This is a genomic window from Caulobacter sp. GW821-FHT10A10 (assembly GCF_059415745.1).
On sequence record NZ_JBWKNV010000010.1, the window covers coordinates 84,482 to 107,459 of the forward strand.

20 protein-coding genes and 1 tRNA gene are annotated in these 22,978 nt (G+C 67.0%); 11 read left to right on the forward strand and 10 right to left on the reverse strand.

The window, feature by feature from the left end; all coding sequences use genetic code 11:
- Nucleotides 1-20: 20 nt before the first annotated feature.
- Nucleotides 21-716 (reverse strand): response regulator transcription factor CtrA, encoded by a 696-nt coding sequence (ctrA, locus tag AC07NS_RS23440; protein ID WP_110118475.1) that lies wholly within the window; start codon nucleotides 714-716, stop codon nucleotides 21-23.
- A gap of 395 nt (nucleotides 717-1,111) precedes the next feature.
- Nucleotides 1,112-1,897, reverse strand: coding sequence for a LytTR family DNA-binding domain-containing protein (locus AC07NS_RS23445; RefSeq protein WP_494607187.1), 786 nt, complete (start codon nucleotides 1,895-1,897; stop codon nucleotides 1,112-1,114).
- 116 nt (nucleotides 1,898-2,013) lie between these two features.
- Here AC07NS_RS23445 and AC07NS_RS23450 point away from each other — a divergent pair, with 116 nt between their 5' ends.
- The 4 genes from AC07NS_RS23450 (at nucleotide 2,014) to AC07NS_RS23465 (ending at nucleotide 6,127) form a co-directional block, all read left to right on the forward strand.
- On the forward strand, nucleotides 2,014-3,024 hold the full coding sequence (locus AC07NS_RS23450) for an alpha/beta hydrolase family protein (RefSeq protein ID WP_494607189.1): 1,011 nt from the start codon (nucleotides 2,014-2,016) through the stop codon (nucleotides 3,022-3,024).
- A 59-nt stretch (nucleotides 3,025-3,083) separates the two neighbouring features.
- Nucleotides 3,084-4,418: a flagellar protein export ATPase FliI gene (gene fliI, locus AC07NS_RS23455; RefSeq protein WP_110118481.1), complete on the forward strand. Its 1,335-nt coding sequence runs from the start codon at nucleotides 3,084-3,086 to the stop codon at nucleotides 4,416-4,418.
- 24 nt (nucleotides 4,419-4,442) lie between these two features.
- A complete protein-coding gene (locus AC07NS_RS23460) occupies nucleotides 4,443-4,862 on the forward strand; it encodes a flagellar export protein FliJ (RefSeq protein ID WP_487289046.1) in 420 nt (139 codons plus the stop codon).
- A 206-nt stretch (nucleotides 4,863-5,068) separates the two neighbouring features.
- A complete protein-coding gene (locus AC07NS_RS23465) occupies nucleotides 5,069-6,127 on the forward strand; it encodes an endo-1,4-beta-xylanase (RefSeq protein WP_494607191.1) in 1,059 nt (352 codons plus the stop codon).
- Nucleotides 6,128-6,313: 186 nt separating this feature from the next.
- Here AC07NS_RS23465 and AC07NS_RS23470 read toward each other — a convergent pair whose 3' ends face one another.
- From AC07NS_RS23470 to AC07NS_RS23480, 3 genes are all read right to left on the reverse strand, one after another.
- Entirely contained in the window at nucleotides 6,314-6,694 is a 381-nt protein-coding gene (locus tag AC07NS_RS23470) for a DUF4282 domain-containing protein (protein ID WP_494607193.1), read from the reverse strand.
- 137 nt (nucleotides 6,695-6,831) lie between these two features.
- Nucleotides 6,832-7,308 (reverse strand): hypothetical protein, encoded by a 477-nt coding sequence (locus tag AC07NS_RS23475; protein ID WP_494607195.1) that lies wholly within the window; start codon nucleotides 7,306-7,308, stop codon nucleotides 6,832-6,834.
- Between the two features lie 177 nt (nucleotides 7,309-7,485).
- Nucleotides 7,486-8,043, reverse strand: a complete 558-nt coding sequence (locus AC07NS_RS23480; RefSeq protein ID WP_494607197.1) for a hypothetical protein — start codon at nucleotides 8,041-8,043, stop codon at nucleotides 7,486-7,488.
- Between the two features lie 183 nt (nucleotides 8,044-8,226).
- Here AC07NS_RS23480 and AC07NS_RS23485 point away from each other — a divergent pair, with 183 nt between their 5' ends.
- From AC07NS_RS23485 to AC07NS_RS23510, 6 genes are all read left to right on the forward strand, one after another.
- Nucleotides 8,227-8,967, forward strand: a complete 741-nt coding sequence (locus tag AC07NS_RS23485; protein ID WP_494607199.1) for a beta/gamma crystallin-related protein — start codon at nucleotides 8,227-8,229, stop codon at nucleotides 8,965-8,967.
- 107 nt (nucleotides 8,968-9,074) lie between these two features.
- Entirely contained in the window at nucleotides 9,075-9,212 is a 138-nt protein-coding gene (locus AC07NS_RS23490) for an entericidin A/B family lipoprotein (protein WP_487289039.1), read from the forward strand.
- Nucleotides 9,213-9,510: 298 nt separating this feature from the next.
- Entirely contained in the window at nucleotides 9,511-9,903 is a 393-nt protein-coding gene (locus AC07NS_RS23495; RefSeq protein WP_110118488.1) for a DUF983 domain-containing protein, read from the forward strand.
- Nucleotides 9,904-10,017: 114 nt separating this feature from the next.
- Complete coding sequence (locus AC07NS_RS23500) at nucleotides 10,018-10,173, forward strand: DUF3309 family protein (RefSeq protein ID WP_058347217.1); 156 nt, start codon at nucleotides 10,018-10,020, stop codon at nucleotides 10,171-10,173.
- Between the two features lie 99 nt (nucleotides 10,174-10,272).
- Nucleotides 10,273-11,718, forward strand: a complete 1,446-nt coding sequence (locus AC07NS_RS23505; RefSeq protein WP_494607202.1) for an MFS transporter — start codon at nucleotides 10,273-10,275, stop codon at nucleotides 11,716-11,718.
- Nucleotides 11,719-11,778: 60 nt separating this feature from the next.
- The gene (locus AC07NS_RS23510; protein ID WP_494607204.1) at nucleotides 11,779-12,528 is read left to right on the forward strand and encodes a DUF599 domain-containing protein; all 750 of its coding nucleotides are present in this window, start codon (nucleotides 11,779-11,781) and stop codon (nucleotides 12,526-12,528) included.
- A gap of 144 nt (nucleotides 12,529-12,672) precedes the next feature.
- Here the strand turns inward: AC07NS_RS23510 and AC07NS_RS23515 are convergent, their stop codons facing one another.
- Complete coding sequence (locus AC07NS_RS23515) at nucleotides 12,673-13,023, reverse strand: MmcQ/YjbR family DNA-binding protein (protein ID WP_494607206.1); 351 nt, start codon at nucleotides 13,021-13,023, stop codon at nucleotides 12,673-12,675.
- Nucleotides 13,023-13,673 (reverse strand): peptide-methionine (S)-S-oxide reductase MsrA, encoded by a 651-nt coding sequence (gene msrA, locus AC07NS_RS23520; protein ID WP_494607208.1) that lies wholly within the window; start codon nucleotides 13,671-13,673, stop codon nucleotides 13,023-13,025. Before msrA ends, AC07NS_RS23515 begins: the two co-directional genes overlap by 1 nt.
- Nucleotides 13,674-13,833: 160 nt before the next feature.
- Between msrA and AC07NS_RS23525 the strand changes: the two genes are divergently transcribed.
- Nucleotides 13,834-13,923, forward strand: a tRNA-Ser gene (locus AC07NS_RS23525).
- A gap of 933 nt (nucleotides 13,924-14,856) precedes the next feature.
- Here the strand turns inward: AC07NS_RS23525 and AC07NS_RS23530 are convergent.
- The 3 genes from AC07NS_RS23530 to AC07NS_RS23540 are packed head-to-tail and all read right to left on the reverse strand — an operon-like array spanning nucleotide 14,857 to nucleotide 22,850.
- The gene (locus AC07NS_RS23530) at nucleotides 14,857-15,309 is read right to left on the reverse strand and encodes a hypothetical protein (RefSeq protein WP_494607210.1); all 453 of its coding nucleotides are present in this window, start codon (nucleotides 15,307-15,309) and stop codon (nucleotides 14,857-14,859) included.
- Nucleotides 15,310-15,312: 3 nt separating this feature from the next.
- The gene (locus AC07NS_RS23535; protein WP_494607212.1) at nucleotides 15,313-22,065 is read right to left on the reverse strand and encodes an RHS repeat-associated core domain-containing protein; all 6,753 of its coding nucleotides are present in this window, start codon (nucleotides 22,063-22,065) and stop codon (nucleotides 15,313-15,315) included.
- Between the two features lie 59 nt (nucleotides 22,066-22,124).
- Entirely contained in the window at nucleotides 22,125-22,850 is a 726-nt protein-coding gene (locus AC07NS_RS23540) for an Ig-like domain-containing protein (protein ID WP_494607214.1), read from the reverse strand.
- Nucleotides 22,851-22,978 lie beyond the last annotated feature (128 nt).

Sequence of the window (22,978 nt, forward strand, 5' to 3'; positions counted from 1 at the left end):
GGGTTTCGCGCGGGCGAAATTTAGGCGGCGTTGATCTGCTCGTTCGGGTCGCGCAGCACGTAGCCGCGGCCCCAGACGGTTTCGATGTGGTGCTTGCCTTGAGCGGAGGCCGCCAGCTTCTTGCGCAGCTTGCAGATGAAGACGTCGATGATCTTCAGTTCCGGCTCGTCCATGCCGCCGTACAGGTGGTTCAGGAACATCTCCTTGGTCAGGGTCGTGCCCTTGCGCAGGGAGAGCAGCTCCAGCATCTGGTATTCCTTGCCGGTCAGGTGAACGCGGTTGCCGTTCACTTCCACCGTCTTGGCGTCCAGGTTGACGATGATGTCGCCCGTCTTGATGACCGACTGGGCGTGACCCTTCGAACGACGGACCACCGCGTGGATGCGGGCGATCATCTCGTCCTTGTGGAAGGGCTTGGTCATGTAGTCGTCGGCGCCGCCGGCGAAGGTCTTCACCTTCGTGTCGATCTCGGCCGTGCCCGACAGGATCATGATCGGCGTGTTGACCTTGGCCACGCGCAGGGTGCGCAGCACGTCGATGCCGCTCATGTCCGGCAGGTTCAGGTCGAGCAGGATCAGGTCGTAGTCGTAGATCTTGCCCAGATCGACGCCTTCTTCGCCCAGGTCGGTCGTGTAGACGTTGAAGCCTTCCGACTTCAGCATCAGCTCGATCGTCTGCGCGGTGGCGCTGTCGTCCTCAATCAGCAGTACCCGCATGGAACCCTCCCCGCCAATCGGCGGCGCTTAATTCGACAGTGGCGGGCAAGCCGCCGATGAAACCCGTCCCCCAGTCTGGCGGACAGTTAATTTAAGACTGGTTAATGGTGAACGCGTCGTCTGGCGAAATGGTTAATATGATTTGCGAATCGGGTGCAAGCGGTCGGAAATCCGTTGCGCACATTGGTCGCAGCCCCATTTCAAGCGCTGCCGCAAGCCCTTAAAATCGCAGCAAACCCAAGGGTTAACAGGGGCTCGCGCACTACGGTCGCGTTAATAACGTGCAAGCCCACGTTCTTACTTGCGGCGAGATTGCGGCGTTCTGTCGCGAGAATTCCGGGGATGTTTTTTCGCCCCTCGCGTGCGCAATCAAGCGTGGCCAGGAGATATCCGCGTCACCCGGTCGCGGCGGCGTCTTCCTCGGCCAGCCAGCCGGCGGCGCGCAGACGGGCCACCGAGGCCCGCGCGATGGGCGCGGCCTCGCCGTCGGCCAGCCTCAAACGAAGGTTGCGGCCGTCGCGCTCGACCCCGACCACCGCCCGCCGGGCCACCCACCACGAGCGATGCACCTGCAGGCCGTCGAGTCCGGAGAGATTCGCCAGCACCCGCGCCATGGGTCCGGCCTCGAGTCGCGAGCCGGTCTCGGTGCGCACGCGGACATAGTGATCCTCCATCTTCAGATAGAGGACGCTGGCGGCGGGGATGGGCGCGGGCGGCGGCGGCGCGGTCGGTCCGTCGACGACCAGCGGCGCGGCGCGCTGGGCGGCCAGCCTGGCCCGCAGAAGGGTGAAGCCCACGGCGAGCGGCCCGGAGAAGGCCAGGCACTGGCCGTACCAGTCCAGCGGCGACAGCTTGTTCAGGAACGGCCACAGCCCGGTCGCCGCCGGGGCGACCACCGCCGCCTGCAGGGCGCTGCCGACCAGGATCGCCGCGCCCACCAGGATCGGCGCCGGGACCTTCGCCCGCAGGGCCGCCGCGGCCGCCAGCCGGATCAGCAGGCCGAAGATTAGGGTCCCGGCCCAGAAACAGCCGATCCAATAGATCGCGCGCACGAGGAACGGGCCGTTGAAGTAGCTGCCGAAGGGCCCGACCATGCCCAGGAACGCCCCCATCGCCGTGGCGACGGAAAGGTCGATCGCCCATTCGCGGGCGGTTCCGAGCAGGGGGCGCGGGCCGGTCATGCCCGATCTATAGCGCCGTTCGCCGCTTCGCGAACCCGTTCGCCCGTTCACGCATGAGGCGTGACGGCACAAGGGTTCCGGCCGCATCGGAGGGTCATCGTCAACCGGAGCCTTCCATGTCGCCCCTTCGCCTGATCCCCCTGCTCGCCGCCCTGGCCATCGCCGGCGCGGCTCACGCCGCAGAACCTCCCACTGGGCCTCACGTCGGCTTCATGCGTGTCGAAGCGCCCGACCCGGCCGGTGCGCCGATCGAGGTCGGCATCTGGTATCCGACCGACGCGGCCGAGACCGGCCCGATCGGCGGCATGGAGAGCCTGCCCGTCGCCAAGGGCGCCCCGGTGGCCGGCGAGCGCCTGCCGCTGGTGGTCATGTCGCACGGTAACGGCGGCTGGTTCGGCGGCCACTACGACACCGCCGCCGCCCTGGTCAGGAAGGGCTTCGTCGTCGCCGCCCTGACCCACACCGGCGACAACTATCGCGACCAGAGCCGCGCCCTGGAGATGACCGAGCGCCCGCGCCAGCTGTCCGTCCTGATCGGCTACATGCTGGACGCCTCGCCGATGCACGCGAGGCTCGACGCGAGCAAGGTCGGGGCCTTCGGCTTCTCGTCGGGCGGCTTCACGGTGCTGGCGGCGGCCGGCGGCGAGCCGCGCCTGGCGGCGACCTTCCCCGGGCACTGCCTTAAGCATCCGACCAACTACGACTGCCGCCTGAGCGCCGGAAAGCCGCTGCCGGCCAGCACGCTGTCGCCGACCTGGACCCACGACGCCCGCATCCGCGCCGTGGTCTCGGCCGCCCCGGCGCTGGGCTTCACCTTCGGCCACCAGGGCCTGAAGGGCGTCACCCAGCCGGTTCAGCTGTGGAAGGCCGGCGACGACGAGATCCTGCCCGATCCGGACTATGCGCAGGCCGTGCACCGCGCCCTGCCCCGCGCCCACGACTACCGCGTCGTCGCAGGGGCGCGACATTTCGACTTCCTGGTCCCCTGCGGTCCGCAGGCGGCCCAACGCCTGCCCAGCCCCTTGTGCACAAGCGCTCCGGGCTTCGATCGGGCCGCTTTCCACGCCGATTTCAACGCCCGGGTTGCGACATTCTTCGCCACCCAACTGGGCGTCGGAGAACGCTGAATTTCATGCCCGATTAACCATGATGGCCGAGTCTGCGCGGGTCGCTTCCAGGAGCCGTCTTGCGCAGTCTCATCGCCGCCGTCGAACGTCTTGATCCCCTGACCATCTTCGGGCGGGTCGCCGCCGTGAACGGTCTGCTGATCGAGGCGCGGGGCGGGCTGACCCGTCTGGCCGTCGGCGCGCGCGTCGAGATCGAGCGCCTGAACCTGCCGACCCTGCCGGCCGAGGTCGTCGGCTTCCGCGAAACCCGCGCCCTTCTGATGCCCTTCGGCCCCGTCGAGGGCGTGGCCCCCGGCGCCGAGATCAAGATCATGCCGGAAGGCGCCGTGGTGCGCCCGACCAAGGCCTGGCTGGGCCGCATCATCAACGCCTTCGGCGAGCCGATCGACGGTCTCGGCCCCCTGCCGCAAGGCGAGGTTCCCTATCCGCTGAAGACCCCGCCGCCGCCGGCCCACGCCCGCGGCCGGGTGGGCGAGCGCCTGGACCTGGGCGTGCGCTCGATGAACGTCTTCACCACCACCTGCCGCGGCCAGCGCCTGGGCATCTTCGCCGGTTCGGGCGTCGGCAAGTCGGTGCTGCTGTCGATGCTGGCGAAAGAAGCCACCTGCGACGCCGTCGTCGTCGGCCTGATCGGCGAACGGGGCCGCGAGGTGCGCGAGTTCATCGAGGAGACCCTCGGCGAGGAAGGCCTGCGCCGCGCCATCGTCGTGGTCGCCACCTCGGACGAGCCGGCCCTGACCCGCCGCCAGGCCGCCTACATGACCCTGGCCATCGCCGAGTTCCTGCGCGACCAGGATCAAGAGGTCCTCTGCCTGATGGACTCGGTGACCCGCTTCGCCATGGCCCAGCGCGAGATCGGCCTGGCCGCCGGCGAGCCGCCGACCACCAAGGGCTATACGCCCACCGTCTTCACCGAACTGCCCAAGCTGCTCGAGCGGGCGGGCCCGGGGCCGATCCGCGCCGACGGCACGACGGCCGCGCCGATCACCGCCCTGTTCACCGTGCTGGTGGACGGCGACGACCACAACGAGCCGATCGCCGACGCCGCGCGCGGTATTCTCGACGGCCACATCGTCATGGAGCGCTCGATCGCCGAGCGCGGCCGCTTCCCGGCCATCAACGTGCTCAAATCGATCAGCCGGACCATGCCGGGCTGCCAGCTGCCGCACGAGCGCGACATCGTCAAATCCGCCCGCCAGGTGCTGTCGGCCTATTCCAACATGGAAGAGCTGATCAAGATCGGGGCCTACCGCGCTGGCGCCGACCCCACGGTCGACCGCGCCATCCAGCTCAATCCGGCGGTCGAGGCTTTTCTCAGCCAGAACCCCGACGAAGCTACGAGTCTTGACGATTCGTTCAACTTCCTCGGCCAGATTCTCCAAAGCGCCGCTTAGACGCTTCGTACCGAGTAACCCGACATGACCAAGTGGGCCGCCTCCCTGATCCGCATCTCGAACCACGAGGTCGAGACGCTGCAGAAGCGCCTCTCCGAGGTGGTCGATCGCCGCGAAGCCGCCGAGATGCGGGTGGTGATGATGGACGCCGAGGCCGAGGCCGAGATCAAGCGCGCCGAGGGCGACGCGTCGGCCGGCTGGTACATGATCGGCTACCGCAAGGGCGTGCAGGTGCGCCGCGCCGAGGCGATGCTGGAAATCGACCAGATCAAGATCGAGGAAACCGGCGCCCGCGACGCGCTGTCGGTGGCCTTCGAGAACCTCAAGAAATACGAGCACGTCGCCGACGCCGCCAAGGCCGCCCTGGCCAAGAAGGTCGGCAAGATGGAAATGGCCGCGCTGGACGAGCTGGGCCTGCGCCGCGCGGCGATGGGCGGGCGATAGCTTCCTTCTCCCCTTGCGGGAGAAGGTGTCATCCGAAGGATGACGGATGAGGGGTCGAAAGGCCTCTCCGCGAAGTTTTGAGAGACCCCTCACCCGACCTCCCTCCGGGAGGCCACCCTCTCCCGCAAGGGGAGAGGGATTTTGTTTTCACCCTTCCCAAACCTCCCCGTGCTTTCCTCGCGCCGATCGCCAGGGAGCCCGCCGCCATGTCCGACGTCTCACGCCGCGCCGTGCTCGGCTCCAGCTTGGCGCTGGCCGCCTGCGGGCAGACGGCGCAGGGCCAGCCGGTTCCGGCCAACCTGCCGCCGCTGAAGAGCGTCGCGCCGTTCCGGATCGGCTCCTCGGTGCAGGCCCTGCACCTCGATGATCCGGCCCTCGCCAGCCTCCTGCGCCGCCAGGTCAGCCAGCTGACGCCCGAGTGGCAGATGAAGATGGAATACATCGTCCAGCCGGACGGCTCATTCCGCTTCGACGCCCCCGACAAGATCGCCGCCTTCGCTGCCGAGAGCGGCATGGCCCTGCTGGGTCACGTGCTGGTCTGGTACGCCCAGGCGCCGGAGGCCTTCGAGCGGCTGGACGAGAACCGGGTCAGCTTCGAGCAGGCCTATCGCAACTACATCCTGGCCGTGGCCGGGCGCTATCGCGGCAAGGTGGTCGGCTGGGACGTGGTCAACGAGGCGGTCGCGGAAGACGGCGACGGCTGGCGCACCAGCCTGTGGTCGAAACGCCTGGGCGACTTCGAGCACATCGCCCTGGCCTTCCGCACGGCGCGCGAGGCCGACCCCGGCGCGACGCTGCTGCTGAACGACTACAATCTCGAATACATGCCCCGGAAGCGGGCGACGTTCCTGAAGCTGGCCGAGCGCCTGCTGGCCTCGGGCGCGCCGCTGACCGGCATCGGGACCCAGATGCACGTCGCCGCCGACATCCGGCCCGGCGAGATCACCACCATGATGAAGGACCTGGCGAGCCTGGGCCTGCCGATCCACCTCTCGGAATTGGACGTCTCGCTGGTGCGCGCCCAGAACAAGTTCCTGCCCCGCGCCGAGCTGGAGCAACGGCAGGCCCGCACCTACGGCGAGGCCGCCGAGGCCTTCATGGCCCTGCCCGCCCGTCAACGCTTCGCCTTCACCCTGTGGGGCCTGCGCGACGGCGACTCATGGCTGAAGAAGGAAAACGCCTCGGACGCCCCCGCGCCGTTCGACGACGCGGGGCGGGCGAAGGCCGGCGCGGCGGCGCTGGTGGAGGCGTTCAGGAGGGGTTAGGTGCCCGCAGGCTTCACCTTCACGATCGCCTTCCTGGGCCTTGTGCCCAGGATCCAGGGTTCAGCTGCTCAGATCTTCGCAGGACGGCATAGGTCTGAGCGGTTGCCGGCATGGGCCCTCGCCACGAGGGCGAGGGAAGCAAATTTAGGTATGCGGCGGAAACCTCGAGCGGGCCGCCACAGCGCCTCAGCCGCCCGGACCACGCACGCTGGTAGCCACCGCGTGGTCGGCGTCGTTGGCCTGGCGCAGGGCGCGCAGGTCCTCGCTGATGCGGAAGACGGCGACGTAGAATTCGCAGAAGGCGCGCCACAGCAGCACCATACCGGCGGCGACCAGCATGCCGGCGATCAGCACCGGGAAGGCCAGCAGCAGCGAGGCGACGCCGCGTTCCTTCAGCGCCAGGCCAACGGCGGCGCCGACGACGGAAAAGGCGAACAGCGCCACGACGCCCAGGCCCGCCCAGTAGATCAGGTGGATGACCGGCCCCGTCACCAGTCGGTCGAAGGTCAACAGATCCCAGAACAGCGCGCTCGAACCGCGCCCCTTGGATTTCCTGGCCGGAGCCATCCGACGCACCTCATATCAGCGGACTGGCGGAGACCGCCTAAGTTTACGCTGCATCGCTAGCAGCGTGAGGCCCGCTCGGCAATGCCGGGCGGGCCTCGTGCGTGTTCGGAAGAAGGGACGCTGTTACTTCGGCCCCGTTACTTGGGGGCGGCGGCGCCGGCGAGAGCGGCGTCGATCTGGGCCTTGGTGGCCGTGGTGCTGAGGCTGCCGTCGGCGCCGGCGCTCAGGCTGGCCTTGGGCAGGGCGAACTTCTTCTCGCCGCTGCTGACCACGACATTGGCCGAACCGTCGGCGCCCGTCGCCAGCTCGCTGACCGTGCCGACCACCGCGCCGGACGGATCCTTGATCTCGGAACCGACCTTCACGTCGGTCGAGACCGTGGCCGAGGACGGGGTGCCGGCCGCGTCGGCGCCGGCGGCGGCCGAGGTGTCAGCCGGAGGCGTGGTCGTGGTGGTGGTCGAGGTCGTGCTGGTCGTCGAGGACGGCGGCTGCGCGGCGGCGGCCGGATCGGCCGGAGCCGTGGTGTTGGTGTCCTGCGCGGTGCTCTGCGCATAAGCGGCGCCGGCCAGCGAAAGGGTCGCGGCGGCGGCGAGATAGGCGAACTTGGTCTTCATATTTACGCTCCGTCGGAGGGCCCCTGCCCGATCAACCAACGCAAGCTCGTTTGTAACGGTTCCGAAACAGCGCGTGATCGGCGCCTAGGGAAAACCCTAGCCGCAAGCTAGGCCGCACCTCATGGGGAACCTTGGCCGCGCCTCAAGGCGCGCCACTTTTGGAAGGGCTAGCCGCGCCTACGGCGCGGCGGGCGTCACCGGCGGCGCTTCCTGAATCGGGGCCTCGTCGTCCTTCAGCCCGGCCGCCTTCATCGCCGTCTTCAGGGTGTAGACCGAGGTGGCGGTATTGGTGGTGAAGGCCAGCTGGGCGGTCAGGGCCGGGTTCTCGGCCTCGTTGGCGAAACCGCCCTCGCGCACGGCGTTGAAGCTGATCGCATAGCTCTTGCCGGGCTTGGTGCGGCACAGCAGCACGAAGGTCTTGCCGTCGTTGAGCAGGCGCGGGGCGCGCACGCATTCGGGCCGCTCGCCGCCGGCGCCCGGCCCGTAGTTCCAGGCCAACGGCGTCATCTTCTGGTCGAAGGCGACCTTCAGCACCAGGACGCCCGGGGCCACGGCCTCGCCGGCCGCCGGCCAGGTGGCGGTCACCTTCGGCGGCAGGGTCGGCGGCATCACCGTCACCGGCGAGACCGGCGTCGGCTCGGGCCGCTGGGCCGACTGGGCGAGAGCGGTCCCCGAGGAAGCGACGACAGCCAGGATCGGGGCCAGGATCGGAAGGGCGGGAAGGAGCGCGCGCATGAGCTCGACAATGGCCATCAAGCGCGGCCTTCTCAAGGCGCCGCGAAAAGCCCCGCCACGTGAATTTTCGGACATGAAAACCCAGGATGGGCGCCATTCAGGTGGCGTTCACGGCGGTTGCGGCTAGCTTGGCCTCAACGAACAACGGGCGGCGAAAGGCCGCCAGAACCGGGAGACTTCGCCATGCGCGCCGCCCTCGCCCTCATCGCCGCCGCCGGCGCCCTCGCCGCCGTGGCCGCCCCGGCCGCCGCCCAGGACCGCGGCTACGGCCGTCCCGACACGCCGCGCGGCTCCTACCAGGACAGCTGCCGCGACGTGCAGGTGCGCCGCGGCGAGATCAGCGCCCAGTGCCGCGACAACCGCGGCCAATGGGTGTGGAGCACCGCCAGCGCCGACTGCCGCGGCGACATGACCAACCAGAACGGCCGCCTGACCTGCCTGTCGGGCAGCGGCCGCCCCGGCACCCTGCCGCGCGGCTCGTACCTGGAAAGCTGCCGCGACGCCTCGGTTCGCGGCCGTGAGCTCACCGCCCAGTGCCGCGACGATCGCGGCCGCTGGAACTGGACCAGCGCCAGCGCCGAATGCCGTGGCGACATGACCAACCAGAACGGCCGCCTGGTGTGCTTCGGCGGCGCGGGTGGTCCTGGCGGTCCTGGCGGTCCCGGGGGCGGCGGACGCGGCCAGGCCGTGCTGTTCGAGGACGCCGGCTACCGGGGTCGCGCCGTCAACGTCGACGGCGACATCGCCGACCTGGGCGCCTTCGGCTTCAACGACCGCGCCTCCGCCATCCGGGTGGGCCGCGGCGAATGGGAGCTGTGCGACGACATCAACTATCGCGGCCGCTGCTGGCGGATCTCGTCGGACATCAGCCTGTTCTCGGGCGAGATGAACGACCGCGTCAGCTCGATCCGCCGCATTCGCTGATTGTTTGGCGCTGATCTTTCGGCGCTGATCCCTCCGTCGGAAACTCGACCTTGAAGCCGCGCGCGGGGCGGTTAAGCTCCGCGCGCCCTCCCACCATGAGATTTCCCATGCGCAAGTTCGTCGTCCTGGCCGCCGCCGCGGCCGCCCTGCTGGTCTCGGCCTGCAACACCGTCGAAGGCGTGGGCCGTGACGTCTCGGCCGCCGGCCGCGCCGTCACCGGCGCCGCCAGCGACGCCAAGCACTAGGCTCCGCTCACAGCAGCAGATCCGGCGCGCGCCGCCTCGGGCGACGCGCGCCACATACTGGCCGCAATGACGCGCCAGTTTTGCCATCGTCGCGGCAAGTAAACTCCAGCGACATCGTTCACCATATCAAGCTTAACCGGAAGCGGCGTTTCATTAACCCTGCCGAACAGTTCATCCGCGCGCGATGAACGCGGAGGATGAACTCTTTCGGAGATCGCCCATTCAAGGGCGCAATATCTGCTTCCAAAGCGCACATGCGACCGAAAGTGCTATTTGCACAAAGCGGCGCCGGAGCCATATGGACGCCATGACCGACCGACCCGTCCCCAGCGTCCTGACCGGAATGAAGCGAGGCGTCCGCCACCGTTGCCCCAACTGCGGCGAGGGGCGGCTCTATTCACGCTATCTGAAGGTCGAGTTCGATTGCGAGGTCTGCGGCCATCACCTGGCCGCCTATCCGGCCGACGACGGCCCGGCCTATTTCACGATCCTGATCATCGGCCACCTGTTCGTAGCCCCGCTGCTGCTGTTCCCGTTCATCTGGCAGGCCTCGCCGTGGCTGGTTGCGCCGCTGACCATCCTGCCGCTGGCCGGCCTGACCCTGCTGCTGCTGCCGCGCGTCAAGGGCGCGGTGATCGGGGCCCTGTGGGCCAACGGCCTGCGCAAGCCCGAGGACGCCGCCGGCGGCTGACCGCCCAAGCCAGGGCGGAACCCCAAGGCGGAACCGTCGCCGCACGGGTTGCATTCCCTCCCCCGAAACCGAGGCGTTCCGAACGCGGATCGCCCGGCCATCTGGGAGACCCGAATGCTCGGCACGATCCTCATCATCATCCTGATCCTGGCGCTGATCGGCGCCCTGCCCACCTGGGGCCACAGCCGCTCGTGGGGCTATTTCCCCAGCGGCGGTCTGGGCCTCGTGCTGGTGATCATCATCATCCTGGTGCTCATCGGCAGGATCTGACGCCTCTCAAAGCCCGCTTGGAGCGCGGCGGCGTCTTCGCCTAAGGTCCCTCTCAACGGCCCCCAACCAGGGAAGGAGGCCGACTGGGGGAAGCCAAGGATGACCGACGCCGTCGCGCCGCAGGAACAGCCTGCGCCCTCGCTGAGCGCCTCGGCCCGTGCGCGGGCGATCCTCGGCGGCTCGGCCGGCAATCTGGTCGAATGGTACGACTGGTTCGCCTACGCCGCCTTCACCCTCTATTTCGCGCCGCACTTCTTCCCCAAGGGCGACCAGACCGTTCAGCTGCTGCAAGCGGCGGCGGTGTTCTTCCTGGGGTTCGTGGCGCGTCCCGTCGGCGCCTGGCTGATGGGCCACTACGCCGACCGGGCCGGACGGCGCGCGGCGCTGTCGGTGTCGGTGTCGCTGATGTGCGCCGGCGCCCTGATCATCGCCCTGACGCCGGACTTCGCGACCATCGGTCTGTTCGCGCCGGCCGTGCTGCTGGTCGCCCGCGTGCTGCAAGGTCTGTCGGTCGGCGGCGAGTACGGGGCCAGCGCCACCTATATGAGCGAGATGGCCGGCAAGCGGCATCGCGGCTTCTGGTCCAGCTTCCACTACGTGACCCTGATCGCCGGCCAGCTGATCGCCCTGGCGGTGCTGATCGTGCTGCAACGGACCCTGGCCAAGGAGGACCTAGCCGCCTGGGGCTGGCGCATCCCGTTCGTGATCGGCGCGGCCCTGGCCGTCGTGGTGTTCTGGATCCGGCGGGGCCTGGACGAGAGCGTCTCGTTCAAGACCGCCGACAAGCCGGCGGAAAGCATCGGCGCCGCCCAGCGCAACATCGCCCTGCTGTTCTTCGGCCTGACCCTGGCGGCCGGCGGCTGGATCCTGGCCGCGCCCGGCCTCGTCCCGCAGGTGCTGGCGGGCGTCTTCCTGGTCGGCTTCTTCGCCACCCTGATCGCGCCGCTGATGCGCCGCCACCCGCGCGAGACCCTGATGATCATGGGCCTGACCGCCGGCGGCTCGCTGACCTTCTACGTGTACACCACCTACATGCAGAAGTTCCTGGTCAACACGGCCGGGTTCGACAAGGCGCAAGCATCAGAGATCAGCGCCATCAGCATGATCGTCTTCATGCTGTTGCAGCCGCTGTCGGGCTGGCTGTCGGACCGGTTGGGCCGCAAGCCGATGCTGATCGCCGCCTTCGCCGGCGGGGCCCTGACCATCTGGCCGATCATGAGCGGCATCGCCGCCACCGACTCCGTGCCGGTCGCCCTCAGCCTGATCGTCGCCGGCATGACCTTCCAGTCGGCCTATACCGCCATCAGCGCCGTGGTGAAGGCCGAGCTGTTCCCCGCCCATGTACGCGCGCTTGGCGTCGCCCTGCCCTACGCCGTGGCCAACGTGCTGTTCGGCGGCACGGCGGAGATGGTCGCCCTGGCCTTCAAGCACGCTCATATCGAGAGCGGCTTCTACCTCTATGTCGCCGCGATCATGACCGTGGGGCTGGTGGTCTCGATCCTGCTGCGTGACACCGCAAGACATAGTCTCATCGCCGAGGATTGACCCCGGCGCTCGCCCCGATATCCCCTGTCGTCGACTCCCGTTTCCCCAACAGCGTTGCCCATGCCGATTCTCGACATCCTGGCCCTCAGCCTCTTCGTCTTCGCCTGGCTGTTCTACGAGCCGCTGCTGCGGCGCCTGGGACAGGGCAAGAACCTGATCAACACCGACATGACGGTGATCCGCCGCCGGTGGATGACCGAGATGGCGGTGCGCGAGGTCGCCCTGCTGGACGGCCAGCTGCTGGGCCACGCCATCAACTCGGCCAGCTTCTTCGCCTCGTCGAACCTGATCCTGATCGCGGCGGCGGCCGGCGTGCTGTTCGGCGGCGACGCGGCGCTGAAGAGCGTCGAGGGCCTTCAGGTGCTGGAAAAGACCGCGCCCTGGATGTTCCAGGTCAAGCTGGGCCTGGTGCTGTTCACCCTGGCCCGGGGGCTGCTCGACTTCATCTGGGCGCTGCGCCAGATGAACTACTGCCTGGCCGCGATCGGCGCGACGCCGATGTGGGCCTCGCCGTCCGTGCTGGCCGAATACGCCGAGGCCGCCGGCGGCATCCTCAACCCGGCCCTGTCGGCCTTCAACGCCGGTGTGCGCGGCTACTATTTCGCCCTGGCGGCGGCGGCCTGGCTGCTGGGTCCCTACGCCTTCCTGGCCGCAAGCCTCGGGGCCCTGGTGCTGCTGGTCTGGCGCCAGCGCCGCAGCCGCGCCTCGGTGGCGGTGCGCAAGGTGCGCCAGATCCTCGAGCGCCAGCCGGTGGTGCACGGGCCGCACATGCGGGGTCTGGCGGGCGATCCGCCGGAGGACCGGATTTAGGAAAGGGTCCTCCCCCTCTGGGGGAGGCGGCCGAAGGCCGGTGGGGGGACGTTTTCAGCTTCAACCGCGCTTGGCAGATTTCGCTGTCACTCCCCCCACCGATCGCTTCGCGATCACCTCCCCCACACGGGGAGGTTCCAGGAGCTAAAACCCCAGCTCCGCCCGGGCCTTCTTCGTCAGCTTGGCCGCGATCAGCGCGTGGGCCGCCTTCAGCCAATCGGCCACCTCGGCGTCGTCGAACGAGCCCAGGTCCTCCAGCTTCACCCACTTGGCCCGAGCCAGATAAGGCGCGGGGATCGCTCGACCGGTCTCGGTCAGCACCTCGAAGGCGACGTCCGAGACCTTGAACGAGGCGCCGCCGCCGTGGGTGACGCCGGTCCCGATGACGGCGAACATCTTGCCGCCGACCTTGTAGACCTGGTCGTCGCCCCACTGGACGGTCATGGTCGCCGAGGGCAGCGCCATGGCCGCCTTGTGGAAGGCCTCCGGGCTCATCAGGCCTCGACGCCCACGCCGATCGGGCAGGTCACGCCGGTGCCGCCGATGCCGCAGTAGCCGCCCGGGTTCTTGGCCAGGTACTGCTGGTGATAGTCCTCGGCGAAGTAGAACGGACCGGCGGCGGCGATCTCGGTGGTGATCGCGCCCAGACCCTTGGCCGACAGGGCTTCCTGATAGGCTTCCTTCGACGCCACGGCCGCGGCGGCCTGGGCGTCGTTGGTGGGGTAGATCCCCGAGCGGTACTGGGTGCCGATGTCGCCGCCCTGGCGCATGCCCTGGGTGGGGTCGTGGTTCTCCCAGAAGGTCTTCAGCAGGGTCTCGTAGGTGACGGCCTTGGGGTCGAACACCACCAGCACGACTTCCGTGTGCCCGGTGCGGCCCGAGCAGACCTCCTCATAGGTCGGGTTCGGGGTGATGCCCGCGGCGTAGCCGGCGGCGGTCACGTAGACGCCCGGGACCTGCCAGAACACCCGCTCGACGCCCCAGAAGCAGCCCATGGCGAACACCGCCGTCTCCAGGCCATCCGGATAGGGGCCCTTCAGCGGGTGGCCGTTGATGAAATGGACGTCGGCGGTCGGGATGGCGGCCTCGCGACCCGGCAGGGCGGTGTCGACGGTCGGCATCTCGAGGAGCTTCTTGAACAGCATGGGACGGGGCCTTTCGGAGGCGGGAGTTTCTCGAGGCCCGATATAAGTCGTCGCAGGCCTGTTTTCACCCCGTAACGGCGCTTGCTACGAGTCGCTGCCTGAGTATATTGCGCCCCTTCCCGCGCCGGGGGTCTCAACCACCCCCGACTCGAAGTGCGCTGGTGAGGTGGCCGAGTGGTTGAAGGCGCACGCCTGGAACGCGTGTATAGGGGAAACTCTATCGAGGGTTCGAATCCCTCTCTCACCGCCACTGCCTTCTGAAAGTCTTTGTATTTTCTTGAAAATTCCACGCGCACTTTGCTTGGCCCCATTTACGGCCCCACTTTCTAGCGGGCTTGGGGCAGCGCCGTCGGGACCATCAGGTTAATCTGGGTGAACGCAGCCCCTGCATATGGGGCCGCCGGTCAGGCCGCGACCGCCGCGCTCCAGACTTGCAGAGCTTCATTTCGAAACTCGCGCAATGTGGAGCTGAGCTTAAGCTCAGGAACTGAATACGCTCACGCCTTAGGATCGGCCGGTGCGAATTTTCGGCGCGGTTCTTTTCGCGCAATCGACCGAGACGATAGAAGTCAAGCAAGTGAGTTACCACAGCGCGGCCGTTTAGAAACCCAGGCCGGCGGTGGTAATCAACATCGGCTAGACGGATTGGTTGCGCTGCACGCGCTTGAGCAGCTTCAATGCGGCGGCCGTGCGCGGCGGCGCTGCGTGGCTAAGCTCAGAATCTCGCCTTGATTATCGACGGCAGGTCACAATTACATAGGCCTGCGGTCGACCTTGTCGACCTTACAGACCTTGTCGACCTTACAGACCATTTTGTTCAGAAGCCAACGCGATTATGGCACCGGAAGCTGGCGCTTGAGATTTCTGGCGATCTAAGGCTTGAACTTGATCGTTTAGCAGCGGACGGCCTCATAGCTCCCCCCCCCCTGGGCCAGCAGCTCCTCGACATCCCGGAAACTCAGCGTAAAGCGGAAATAGAGTCACACCGCATAATGTATGACCTCGGGCCGGTACAGAAAACGCTTGAACACAGGGCAAGCATGGCCCCGCGCACCCCTTCACAACTCAACCAGACCGCAACGCAAAACAATCAAACGCTCTCATTATGGATGAGACATAGGAACCGCGTCAACATCACGAGCGGCCAATCAAATTCAGTCATCCAAAACAGCTTTAGCCAATACTACTCTACCCGCTCAAGTAACATGCTGAACCTCAAGCGGGCAGGCAAAAACTCCCCGACACCCGGACTACAATTGAACAAAATTAGTCGCCCCGATGCGTTAACCACCATACCTGCATTGCCAACCCAGGCCTGAGTTACACCATTGACCTTCCAGCAATTCCAAATTTTGAGAATACCTTTTTGTGCGGAAGATTTTACTCTTATTTCAAACTTAGACGGTGCCGTACTTGTCCATATTTCAGCCTCCCTCATCGATTCGCCGTTAATTTCCACCTCCCCCGCACTCGCTTTTAGGCGAATCCCTTGATCCAGATTTTCGTCAAAAGATTCTATGTTAACCTGAATCACCAAAACTCCATAGAGATCAATCTCGTAGAGACTGAAAACCTCAACACCGCCAATATCAATGCAATTGGTTCGCGCTGCTTGGAACTGTAAGGCAAGTGTCATATTTCAATATCCTGGCCGCCTGTAAGGATCTCTAGCGGCATGATCCTGAGGCCATCGAGGTACAAATTCCCGCCCCCCATCCCGGGCCGGCACGGGCTCGTGACTAAGCTCCATTGATTCCAGATCGTGCTTGTCTGGATTATACCGTTGCGGAGCTCTGCCGGAACGCATTCTGCTGACATTTTCCGCGCCGTATCTTTCAACTGCAGTCGCGCTTGCCGCCTCATTTTTCCAAAAGCGACGGCGCACCGTGGACCAAGACGGGACCCTGCCGCTAGCTGTGAGAGTATAGACGTCATCGCCAACCGTCCAACCGCGCTTCGGTGCCCAGACAATCAAGGCATCTACGGTGGTTGCCTCCGCTATTGCTGCTTCGGCCGCGATCCCTCCGTAGGTGAGGGCGGCATTGCGCGAAACCGTGTTGAAATCATCCATCGTGCCCCTACCGGACACGAGACGACTGAAAGAAATCGCAGTATCCCGAACCTCATACGCAGCATGCATAATCATATTGGCAGGCACGTGCGCCGCTCGCACAATGTATTCACAAATGCGGCTTGACTTTTTACACTCACCACTCGGATCGCTGTTGTTCAGCGGATCCCCGCCTACATAGGCATAGAGGTTGAGGTCGTCCTCATAGCCGATGGGGTCAGTTTGTAGGAACCAGCCCCGCGCCGGATCATAGGCCCGGGCCTTGTAGTGATAGAGCTTCAGCTCCGGCAGAGCGATCTGGCCCGTGTAGCGGAAGCGGCTGCCCGTCCCCCAGTTGTCGCCCGGCTCGCCGTATGGACCGTAGGTATAGACCGTGGCCGAACTCGGGGTCGCCGCGGCGATCACCGAGCCCTGGCGGTCGGCGTGCAGTGTGCGCGGGTCGTTGTTTCCCGCCCCCTCCCACCAAAGGACCGCCTCGTCGACGCTATAGCTAGGCGCGTAGCGCCGTAGCATCGCCCCTGAACCGTCGTACTCGGCCACCAGTTTGTCACCGGCATAGAGAAACTGGGTGACGGTCCCGTTGATCGTGCTCTTGGACAGTCGTCCCAGGGGGTCGTATTCCAGGCTGGCGCTGGCCGGCCCGGTCATTTTGGTCAGCCGGTTCTCACCATCGTACCCGAACGTGCGGCCAGCCCCATCGTTGGTGATGTTGCCGTTGCAGTCATAGCCCTTGCTCGAAACCCCGCAGTCGCCGCCGCCGATCGCCACGATCGCCGCGTCGCGGTTGAGGCCATCGGCCGTGGCCGCCAGGCTCGTGCTGGGCGCGGCCCAGACATAAGCGCTGTTGGAAACCGTCTGGCTCACCGTCTGGCCGGCCGGATTGTAACCAAAGCCGAACGTCACGTCCTGACCGGTTCCGGGCAGGTCGTGGGCCAGACTGGTCAAACGGTCGGCCGTATCAAAGCCCCAACTCGTCGACGCACCGTTCCAGAACACGCCCGAGGTTCGCCGCCCCAAATCGTCGAAGCCGTAGGTCAGGAACGGACTGTTGGTGGTCAGCGCCACCGATTTCAGCCGGCTAGCCGCATCGACCGTGTTGACGATGTATTGGCCGTCCGGCCAAGTCAGCCGCGTCTGGTTGCCCGTCTTGTCATAGCCGTAGGTCACCGTGCGGCCAAAGGTCGTCTCGGTCACCTGCCGTCCGGCGGTGTCGTAGCCGTAGGTCACCCCGGATCCGCTGGCCGAGAACAACGTCGCCGTCGGGCGGCCGGCCAGGTCGTAGGCGTAGGTGACGCCGGGAACCTTGGCCCCGCTCTTGCCGGTCATCCGGTTGAAGGCGTCATAGGCATAGTCGATGATCGACCCGTCGCGCAGGCGCCAGCCGATGCGGTTGCCATTCGGATCGTAGCTGTATTGCTCGAGATCCGTCGTGCTGGAGGCGTGAGCCCCGCGAGTGGTCGACGGGTAGTTCTGCTGCACCAGGCGACGGAAGGCGCCGTAGGTGTAGGTGGTGCGGTTGCCGTTGGCGTCCTCCACCCAGCGCGGCTTGCCGTCGGCCTCGTAGCCGTAGGTCTCGAAAGTGCGCTGGCGCGCCGTGCCCAAGGCTTCGATAACCGACGTCTTGCGGCCGGCCAGGTCGTAGAGGGTCTGGGTGACGCGGTCCGCGCCATAGCTCCCGGCCGTCGTCAGGCTGCAAGCCTGGCCGGTGAGACCAGCATAGGTCGCCGGGTTCATCCGAACCGCCGCGCAGACCACCCGGTCCAAGCCATCGTAGCTGGCCTCGGTCACGCCGGCGGGACTGGTCGTGCGGATGCGCCGGCGGCCCGCGTCGTAGACATAGGCGGTCTCGGCCGAAAGCGCGAAGCCGCCGCCCTGGGTGTCGGTGGCCACGCCCTTGCGGACCGAGCTAACCTCGCCATCGTCGGTATAGGCGACCTGCAGGGTCGGGAACTTGCCGGTGTTGGCCGGCGGCGAGACCTGCCGGCTCAGCTTCCGTGACGGCGTCCAGGTATAGTAGCTGACATCGCCGTTACCCAGCGGGCCGGCGATCGAGGTGACGTCGCCCAGGGTGTTATAGGCGAGCGTCGTCGTGGCGTTCACGCCTTGCGGATCCAGCGTCAGGCTCCCCAGCGCGCCCGTCGCCGTCCAGGCGAAGGTGGTCACCTGGTCCTGAGTGCTGGAGATCTTTTGGCGTGCCTCGGTCGGCAGGCCAGCGCTGGCCCCAGAGGTTCCATAGGTGATGGTCTGCAGGGCCCCGAGTGGCCCGGCGACGCTGACCGGCTTGCCGAAGGTCGCATGATAGGCCGTGGTCTCGACCGCGCCGCGCGGATCGGTGACGCTGGTCGCAGAGAACGGCCAGGCTGCATCGCCATAGGCCGTCTGGGTGACCAGCGAGGCCTCCGAGAAGGTCGTGCCGACGATGCTGTGCTGGGCGGCGATCTCCTCGGATCGGGTCTGGCGACCCAGGCGATCATAGGTCGAGGCCGAGCGGGAGAGCACGTAGCCCGACGCCACGTCGGTCAGGGCGCTTTCCAAGGTCGCGCCCAGGGCGTTAGCCCGTGAGGTCGAAACCGCGCCGGCCGCCGGATCCAGGGCCCAGCCGCCGCCGAACGGCGCCTGGGCCTGCAGCGAGCGTCCACCGTCAGGGCGGCGCGTGGCGCTGACCCCGCCCGCCACCGCGTAGTCGAACACGCCGCCACTGGCCTTGGACAGTTGCGCCACCCCGCCGATGCCTCGATAGCCGATGGAGGTGAATTCGCTCGATTGGCCCGGCAGGGTCACGCCCTGCAACTGCAGGCCGCTGGTCGAGACCGCCCCCCAGAAGTCGGCGGCGGCGACGTTGACGCTCGCGCCCAGGCGATAGGTCGTCACCTTCTGCTCGACGTCGGACACCGAGCCCAGGCCAAAGGCCCCGCAGGACGACAGGGGGTAGTAATAGTCCACGCCCCGGCCGGTATTGTCGGCCACCCGCGTCAGCCTCGAGTGCTTGTCGGCGATGGTGGGCGCCGAGGTCGCCGCGCAGGAGAACAGCGCATCAGGCGCGCCGTAGGTGAAGTCGAGGCGATAGCCCGTCGAGGCGCTGACACTGGTCAGCGTGCCGTAGCTGGCGTCATAGGCGTAGGTCAGACTGCGGCCGTCGGGCCAGGCCTGACCGGCCAGCGGCCAGGAAACCACGCTCTTGCCGCGCCGCACGCCCTGTTCGGCGGTGGCGATGCCGTCGGGGAACAGGGTCGGCGCATTGCTGACGTCGGGCGAACCATAGGCGTAAGAGGCCCGGCCCAGATTGAACTGCTCAAGCGAGCCGTCGTCGCGATGCTTCAGGCTCATCGCCACAGCCCCTGCGCCCGCGCGCAGCGTGGTCGCGCCGGTCGGGCAGGTCCCGTCATAGGCCAGGAAGGTGTCGCGATACTCAAAGCCCGCGTTGTCGGAATAACCGCCGGGCAGCAGCATCGGAGTGTCGACCTGGCGGCAGAGGGCCGCCGCCCCCGTCACGGTCAGTTCCAGCGGCGAGCCCCAGGGCGCCAGATAGCTCCCGTCCGGAAGACGCGAAAAACTCGCCGAGCCGCTGCCGCGCGTGACATTGACGGCGTTGTCGTAGAGCTGCTCGCCCCACCAGTTCTGCACCAGCAGCGCCGCCGAGATCGATCGCGGCGAGACCTCGGCTTCCAGCAGCGCGATGGTGGCGCTAGCGGCCGCCAAGGTCGCCGGCGCGGCGCGCGGCGATTTCTCGCCTAGGGCCCCGGTCAGGTCCGAGGTGATCCTGGCCTGGATTTCGTGGCTATGCGTCCAGCCCCAGCCCAGCGGCTGTGCCCCGCTGGTGTCAGACGAGGTGTAGCTACGCTTGAGGGACAAACCGAACGGCTCCTCGCCGCGACCGATGGCAAGGTCCGTGACCTCGGCGGAGAATTCGCCGCTGACCGGATCGACCGAACCGAACGAACGTGCCGGATCGTACTTGGCGCCGAGCGCTTCCTCGGTCGAGGGCGTATAGGCTGCGATGGTCGGCAGCTTCAGCGACGAGCCCTTGATCAAGCCATCACCCATGGTGATCAGCGGCGCGACCGAAATCCGATCCCCATCGATCGCATAGGCGAGCATGAACGCCGCCCGCCCCTTGGGGCTGTTGAGCGCGATGGAGTTGCTCGTCCCAGGCTTGGCTTGGACGTTGAACTCGGAAAGACCAGTTGCATTGCGCTTGGGCGCGAACGTCGTCCAGACCTCCGCAATCTCGCCCACCAGGGCCGGGGTGTCCTGCAGCAGCGCCGCCTGCTGAGCAACGTTGGTCGGGGTCAGGCGCAGGAGCTGCTTGCTGCTGTCGCTGGAGCGGACGTACCCGGCATAGACGGCGCCTGGCGAGGTCGCCACCGGCGCATCGCCGATCTGCTGGGTGATCGCCCCTTCCAAGGTCGTCGCCGCCAGGCCAAAGCCCATCGCGAAGGCTTGCCGTGACGCGGTGCTGGTCCCGCCGGCAAGCGAAGCCTCGACCTGCATATCGGCCACGAAGGTGTCATCGAACGGCGAGGACGATTGGCTGAAGCGGCGATTGACCCGCAGCACCCCGACCGAGTGGTGGACCAGGGCCTGCCCGCCGGCCGCCTTGCCATAGGTCGCCGCGATCGCGTTCAGCCCCGCATGCCAACGGGCAGTGAAGCGCTGCATGGTGGGGAGTTGCGCCGAAACGGTGGCATTCTGAAGATCGGCGTCCGCATTTTGATTAAATAATGAATTCAGGCACCAATCAAACTCCATGTTAACACGCCCACCATCGCTGATCAGCATGTATCCAAGAATTTCGTCGTCCTCCTCCATCCTATAAATAGCTTGGCTTGCGCCTATATCTTGAATGTATTTAGCAAGGCAACTTAGCCACTGCTCTTGATAGGCGGGCGTCTGCAACGTGCCGTTCGCGAAATTGTAAATCTGCTTTTGACGGTGGATGTCCGTCGAAAACCGCGCCTCTTGTGCCGATACGGCATCGAACCCGCCGGCGCCGAGCCCAAAACTGACGCCGATCGGCGTGTAGAGCGACACCGCGTGCGAGGTCGTCTGGTCGTGCAGCGCGCCGCTAAGCGCGGCATAGGGGTGGTTGACGCTCAGGCGGACAACCTGCGCTTGGCCGTCCGTGTTGCTCGCATTGGCCAGCAACAGCCGCCCTTCGGCGGTGCGCAGCTCCTCAGGCGACACAGAGGTCCCGCTCGTCGCGTTCGAGCCCGACGACTGCAGGTCCAGGACCAGCAGGCCGGTCTCACCGATCCCCGTGGCGTCGCCACTCCAGTCGAGGATGGCCGCAGCGGTGTCAGCCGCACCGGACGCGCGTACCTCCACCCGCAAGCGGGTGCGCAGTTCAAGCGGGATCTCGGCCCATTCGGAAGTTCGCTGGGAAAGCGCCGTATGGCCTGTCAAGCCCGCGCCGGAGGTTCGGTCATAGGCGATGTCCGGCTCGGGCAGGCCCAGTAGGGCGCGCGAGCTGACCTGCGCCAACGCTTCGGCGCGCAGGCTGGCCGAGGCCGCCATCGCCGCGGTCTGCAAGGCGCTGCTGATCGGCGCCTCACTGGGATCAGTGGCCGCGTCGGTTCCGGTGGAGCCGCCGGCCGCCAGCAGGGTGGCGACATTGACCGGCGCCAGGGCCGACAGCGCCGGCATGCTGGCCGGCGCGAGCGAAGCGGTCCGCAACGCCGGATCGAAGGCCTGCCAGGCCGCGCTCGGCGAGACACGCGCCTCGACCCAGGCCTGCAGCACCTGCACGCTGGCAACCGCGCCGCTCAACGCTTCGCAGTCGCGACTGCCGTTGACGAGCCCTGAGAACCCGCCCTCGCGCAGGGCTCGGCAGGTGGTCTTGGCGTCGCCCGCCCCGAACCAGCCGGCCGCCTGGACCGGCGACAGATCAACCGTCCCCAGCCGATAGCGCGCCTCCCAGCCGTTCTCGCGCACCAACTCCACCATCAGCATGGCGATGTCGAAGGGCGTGCCCTTGCGATTGAGCGCCGCGCCTGACGCCCCTTGCTTGAGGCCAAATTGCGGGACCACCTCGATACTTGTGCGCAGGTAGTTGTCGATCTCGACCAGCGGCGCCGCACTGCCGGCGAACGACTTGGCCAGCACCTTGACCCGTTCAGAGCGCGGCGCGGCCGCGCCGGCCGTGAACGTGGCGTAGGCGCTCGAGGCCAGGGCGTCCTGCGGCGACAGCATCGGGGCGCTGTCGATGCTGATCGAGGGGATCGACTCCTGGCGGGCGACAGCGGTTCCCGCCGCTAGGCCGGCAATTGCGACGCCAAGCGCCAAGGTTTGAGCAAGGCGGGCACGCAGACGAGCGAAGGGCATGGGCTTCATGGGATGCGGGAGCAAAGACACGGGACGGACATCAGCGCGGGACGGCGGCGCTAGGCGCATGTCGTCACGCCAGTCGTCGGATTGGTGGTGCAGCCGTCGTCGTCGCCGGACGGCTCGACGGTGATCGACACGGTCGCCGCCGCGCTAGTGCCGCCAGGACCGGTGGCCGTGTAGGTGAAGCTGTCGGCGCCCGAATAGCCGCTCGTGGGTGTATAGGTCGCCGTCGCGCCGCTGATCGTCGCCGTCCCATGGCTGGGGTTCGTCGCTTTGGCCAGGCTGGTATAGGTCCCGCCCGGCGACAAGCTGAACGATTTGGCCGTGTTGTAGGCGATCGTGACCGACACCGCCGCTGCCGTCGGCGCGGCCGGCGCCGAAACGGTCAGACTGACTGTCGCCGGCGCGCTCGTGCCGCCCGCGCCGGTGGCCGTATAGGTGAAGCTATCAGCGCCGGTGTAGCCGCTGGTGGGCGTGTAGGTCGCCGTGGTTCCGGAGATCGTCGCGGCGCCGTGGCTGGGACTGGTGACGACCGCGAGGCCGGTGTAGTTGCCCGACGGCGCCAGGGCGACTTGGGTGGTGGTGTTGTAGGCGACCGAGGCCGAGACGGCTGCGACCGTCGGGGCCGGGCTGCTGGAAACCGAGGTCTGCTGGGTGCGGTTGCCGGCGGCGTCATAAGCATAGGCGACGTTGGAGCCGCCGCTGTAGGTGACCGCGATAACGCGGCCAAGCTCGTCATACTGATATGAGACCGATTGCTGAGCGGCGGCTTGGCCAGCCACCACCACGGACGCCAATACGGCCGCGCTGACCGCGCGCCCCAAACTGCAATACATAGCCGCCCCCAGCGCGCATGAGCGCCACACACAACTGGGGATAATGAATTAGGCGAGATAGCGTCAATACAGCA

Coding starts and splice junctions, on each gene's coding strand:
- ctrA (WP_110118475.1), bottom strand. CDS start 716: ATGCGGGTACTGCTGATTGAGGACGACAGCGCCACCGCGCAGACGATC.
- AC07NS_RS23445 (WP_494607187.1), bottom strand. CDS start 1,897: ATGACCGGCCCGCGCCCCCTGCTCGGAACCGCCCGCGAATGGGCGATC.
- AC07NS_RS23450 (WP_494607189.1), top strand. CDS start 2,014: ATGTCGCCCCTTCGCCTGATCCCCCTGCTCGCCGCCCTGGCCATCGCC.
- AC07NS_RS23460 (WP_487289046.1), top strand. CDS start 4,443: ATGACCAAGTGGGCCGCCTCCCTGATCCGCATCTCGAACCACGAGGTC.
- AC07NS_RS23465 (WP_494607191.1), top strand. CDS start 5,069: ATGTCCGACGTCTCACGCCGCGCCGTGCTCGGCTCCAGCTTGGCGCTG.
- AC07NS_RS23470 (WP_494607193.1), bottom strand. CDS start 6,694: ATGGCTCCGGCCAGGAAATCCAAGGGGCGCGGTTCGAGCGCGCTGTTC.
- AC07NS_RS23475 (WP_494607195.1), bottom strand. CDS start 7,308: ATGAAGACCAAGTTCGCCTATCTCGCCGCCGCCGCGACCCTTTCGCTG.
- AC07NS_RS23480 (WP_494607197.1), bottom strand. CDS start 8,043: ATGCGCGCGCTCCTTCCCGCCCTTCCGATCCTGGCCCCGATCCTGGCT.
- AC07NS_RS23485 (WP_494607199.1), top strand. CDS start 8,227: ATGCGCGCCGCCCTCGCCCTCATCGCCGCCGCCGGCGCCCTCGCCGCC.
- AC07NS_RS23490 (WP_487289039.1), top strand. CDS start 9,075: ATGCGCAAGTTCGTCGTCCTGGCCGCCGCCGCGGCCGCCCTGCTGGTC.
- AC07NS_RS23495 (WP_110118488.1), top strand. CDS start 9,511: ATGGACGCCATGACCGACCGACCCGTCCCCAGCGTCCTGACCGGAATG.
- AC07NS_RS23500 (WP_058347217.1), top strand. CDS start 10,018: ATGCTCGGCACGATCCTCATCATCATCCTGATCCTGGCGCTGATCGGC.
- AC07NS_RS23505 (WP_494607202.1), top strand. CDS start 10,273: ATGACCGACGCCGTCGCGCCGCAGGAACAGCCTGCGCCCTCGCTGAGC.
- AC07NS_RS23510 (WP_494607204.1), top strand. CDS start 11,779: ATGCCGATTCTCGACATCCTGGCCCTCAGCCTCTTCGTCTTCGCCTGG.
- AC07NS_RS23515 (WP_494607206.1), bottom strand. CDS start 13,023: ATGAGCCCGGAGGCCTTCCACAAGGCGGCCATGGCGCTGCCCTCGGCG.
- msrA (WP_494607208.1), bottom strand. CDS start 13,673: ATGCTGTTCAAGAAGCTCCTCGAGATGCCGACCGTCGACACCGCCCTG.
- AC07NS_RS23530 (WP_494607210.1), bottom strand. CDS start 15,309: ATGACACTTGCCTTACAGTTCCAAGCAGCGCGAACCAATTGCATTGAT.
- AC07NS_RS23535 (WP_494607212.1), bottom strand. CDS start 22,065: ATGCCCTTCGCTCGTCTGCGTGCCCGCCTTGCTCAAACCTTGGCGCTT.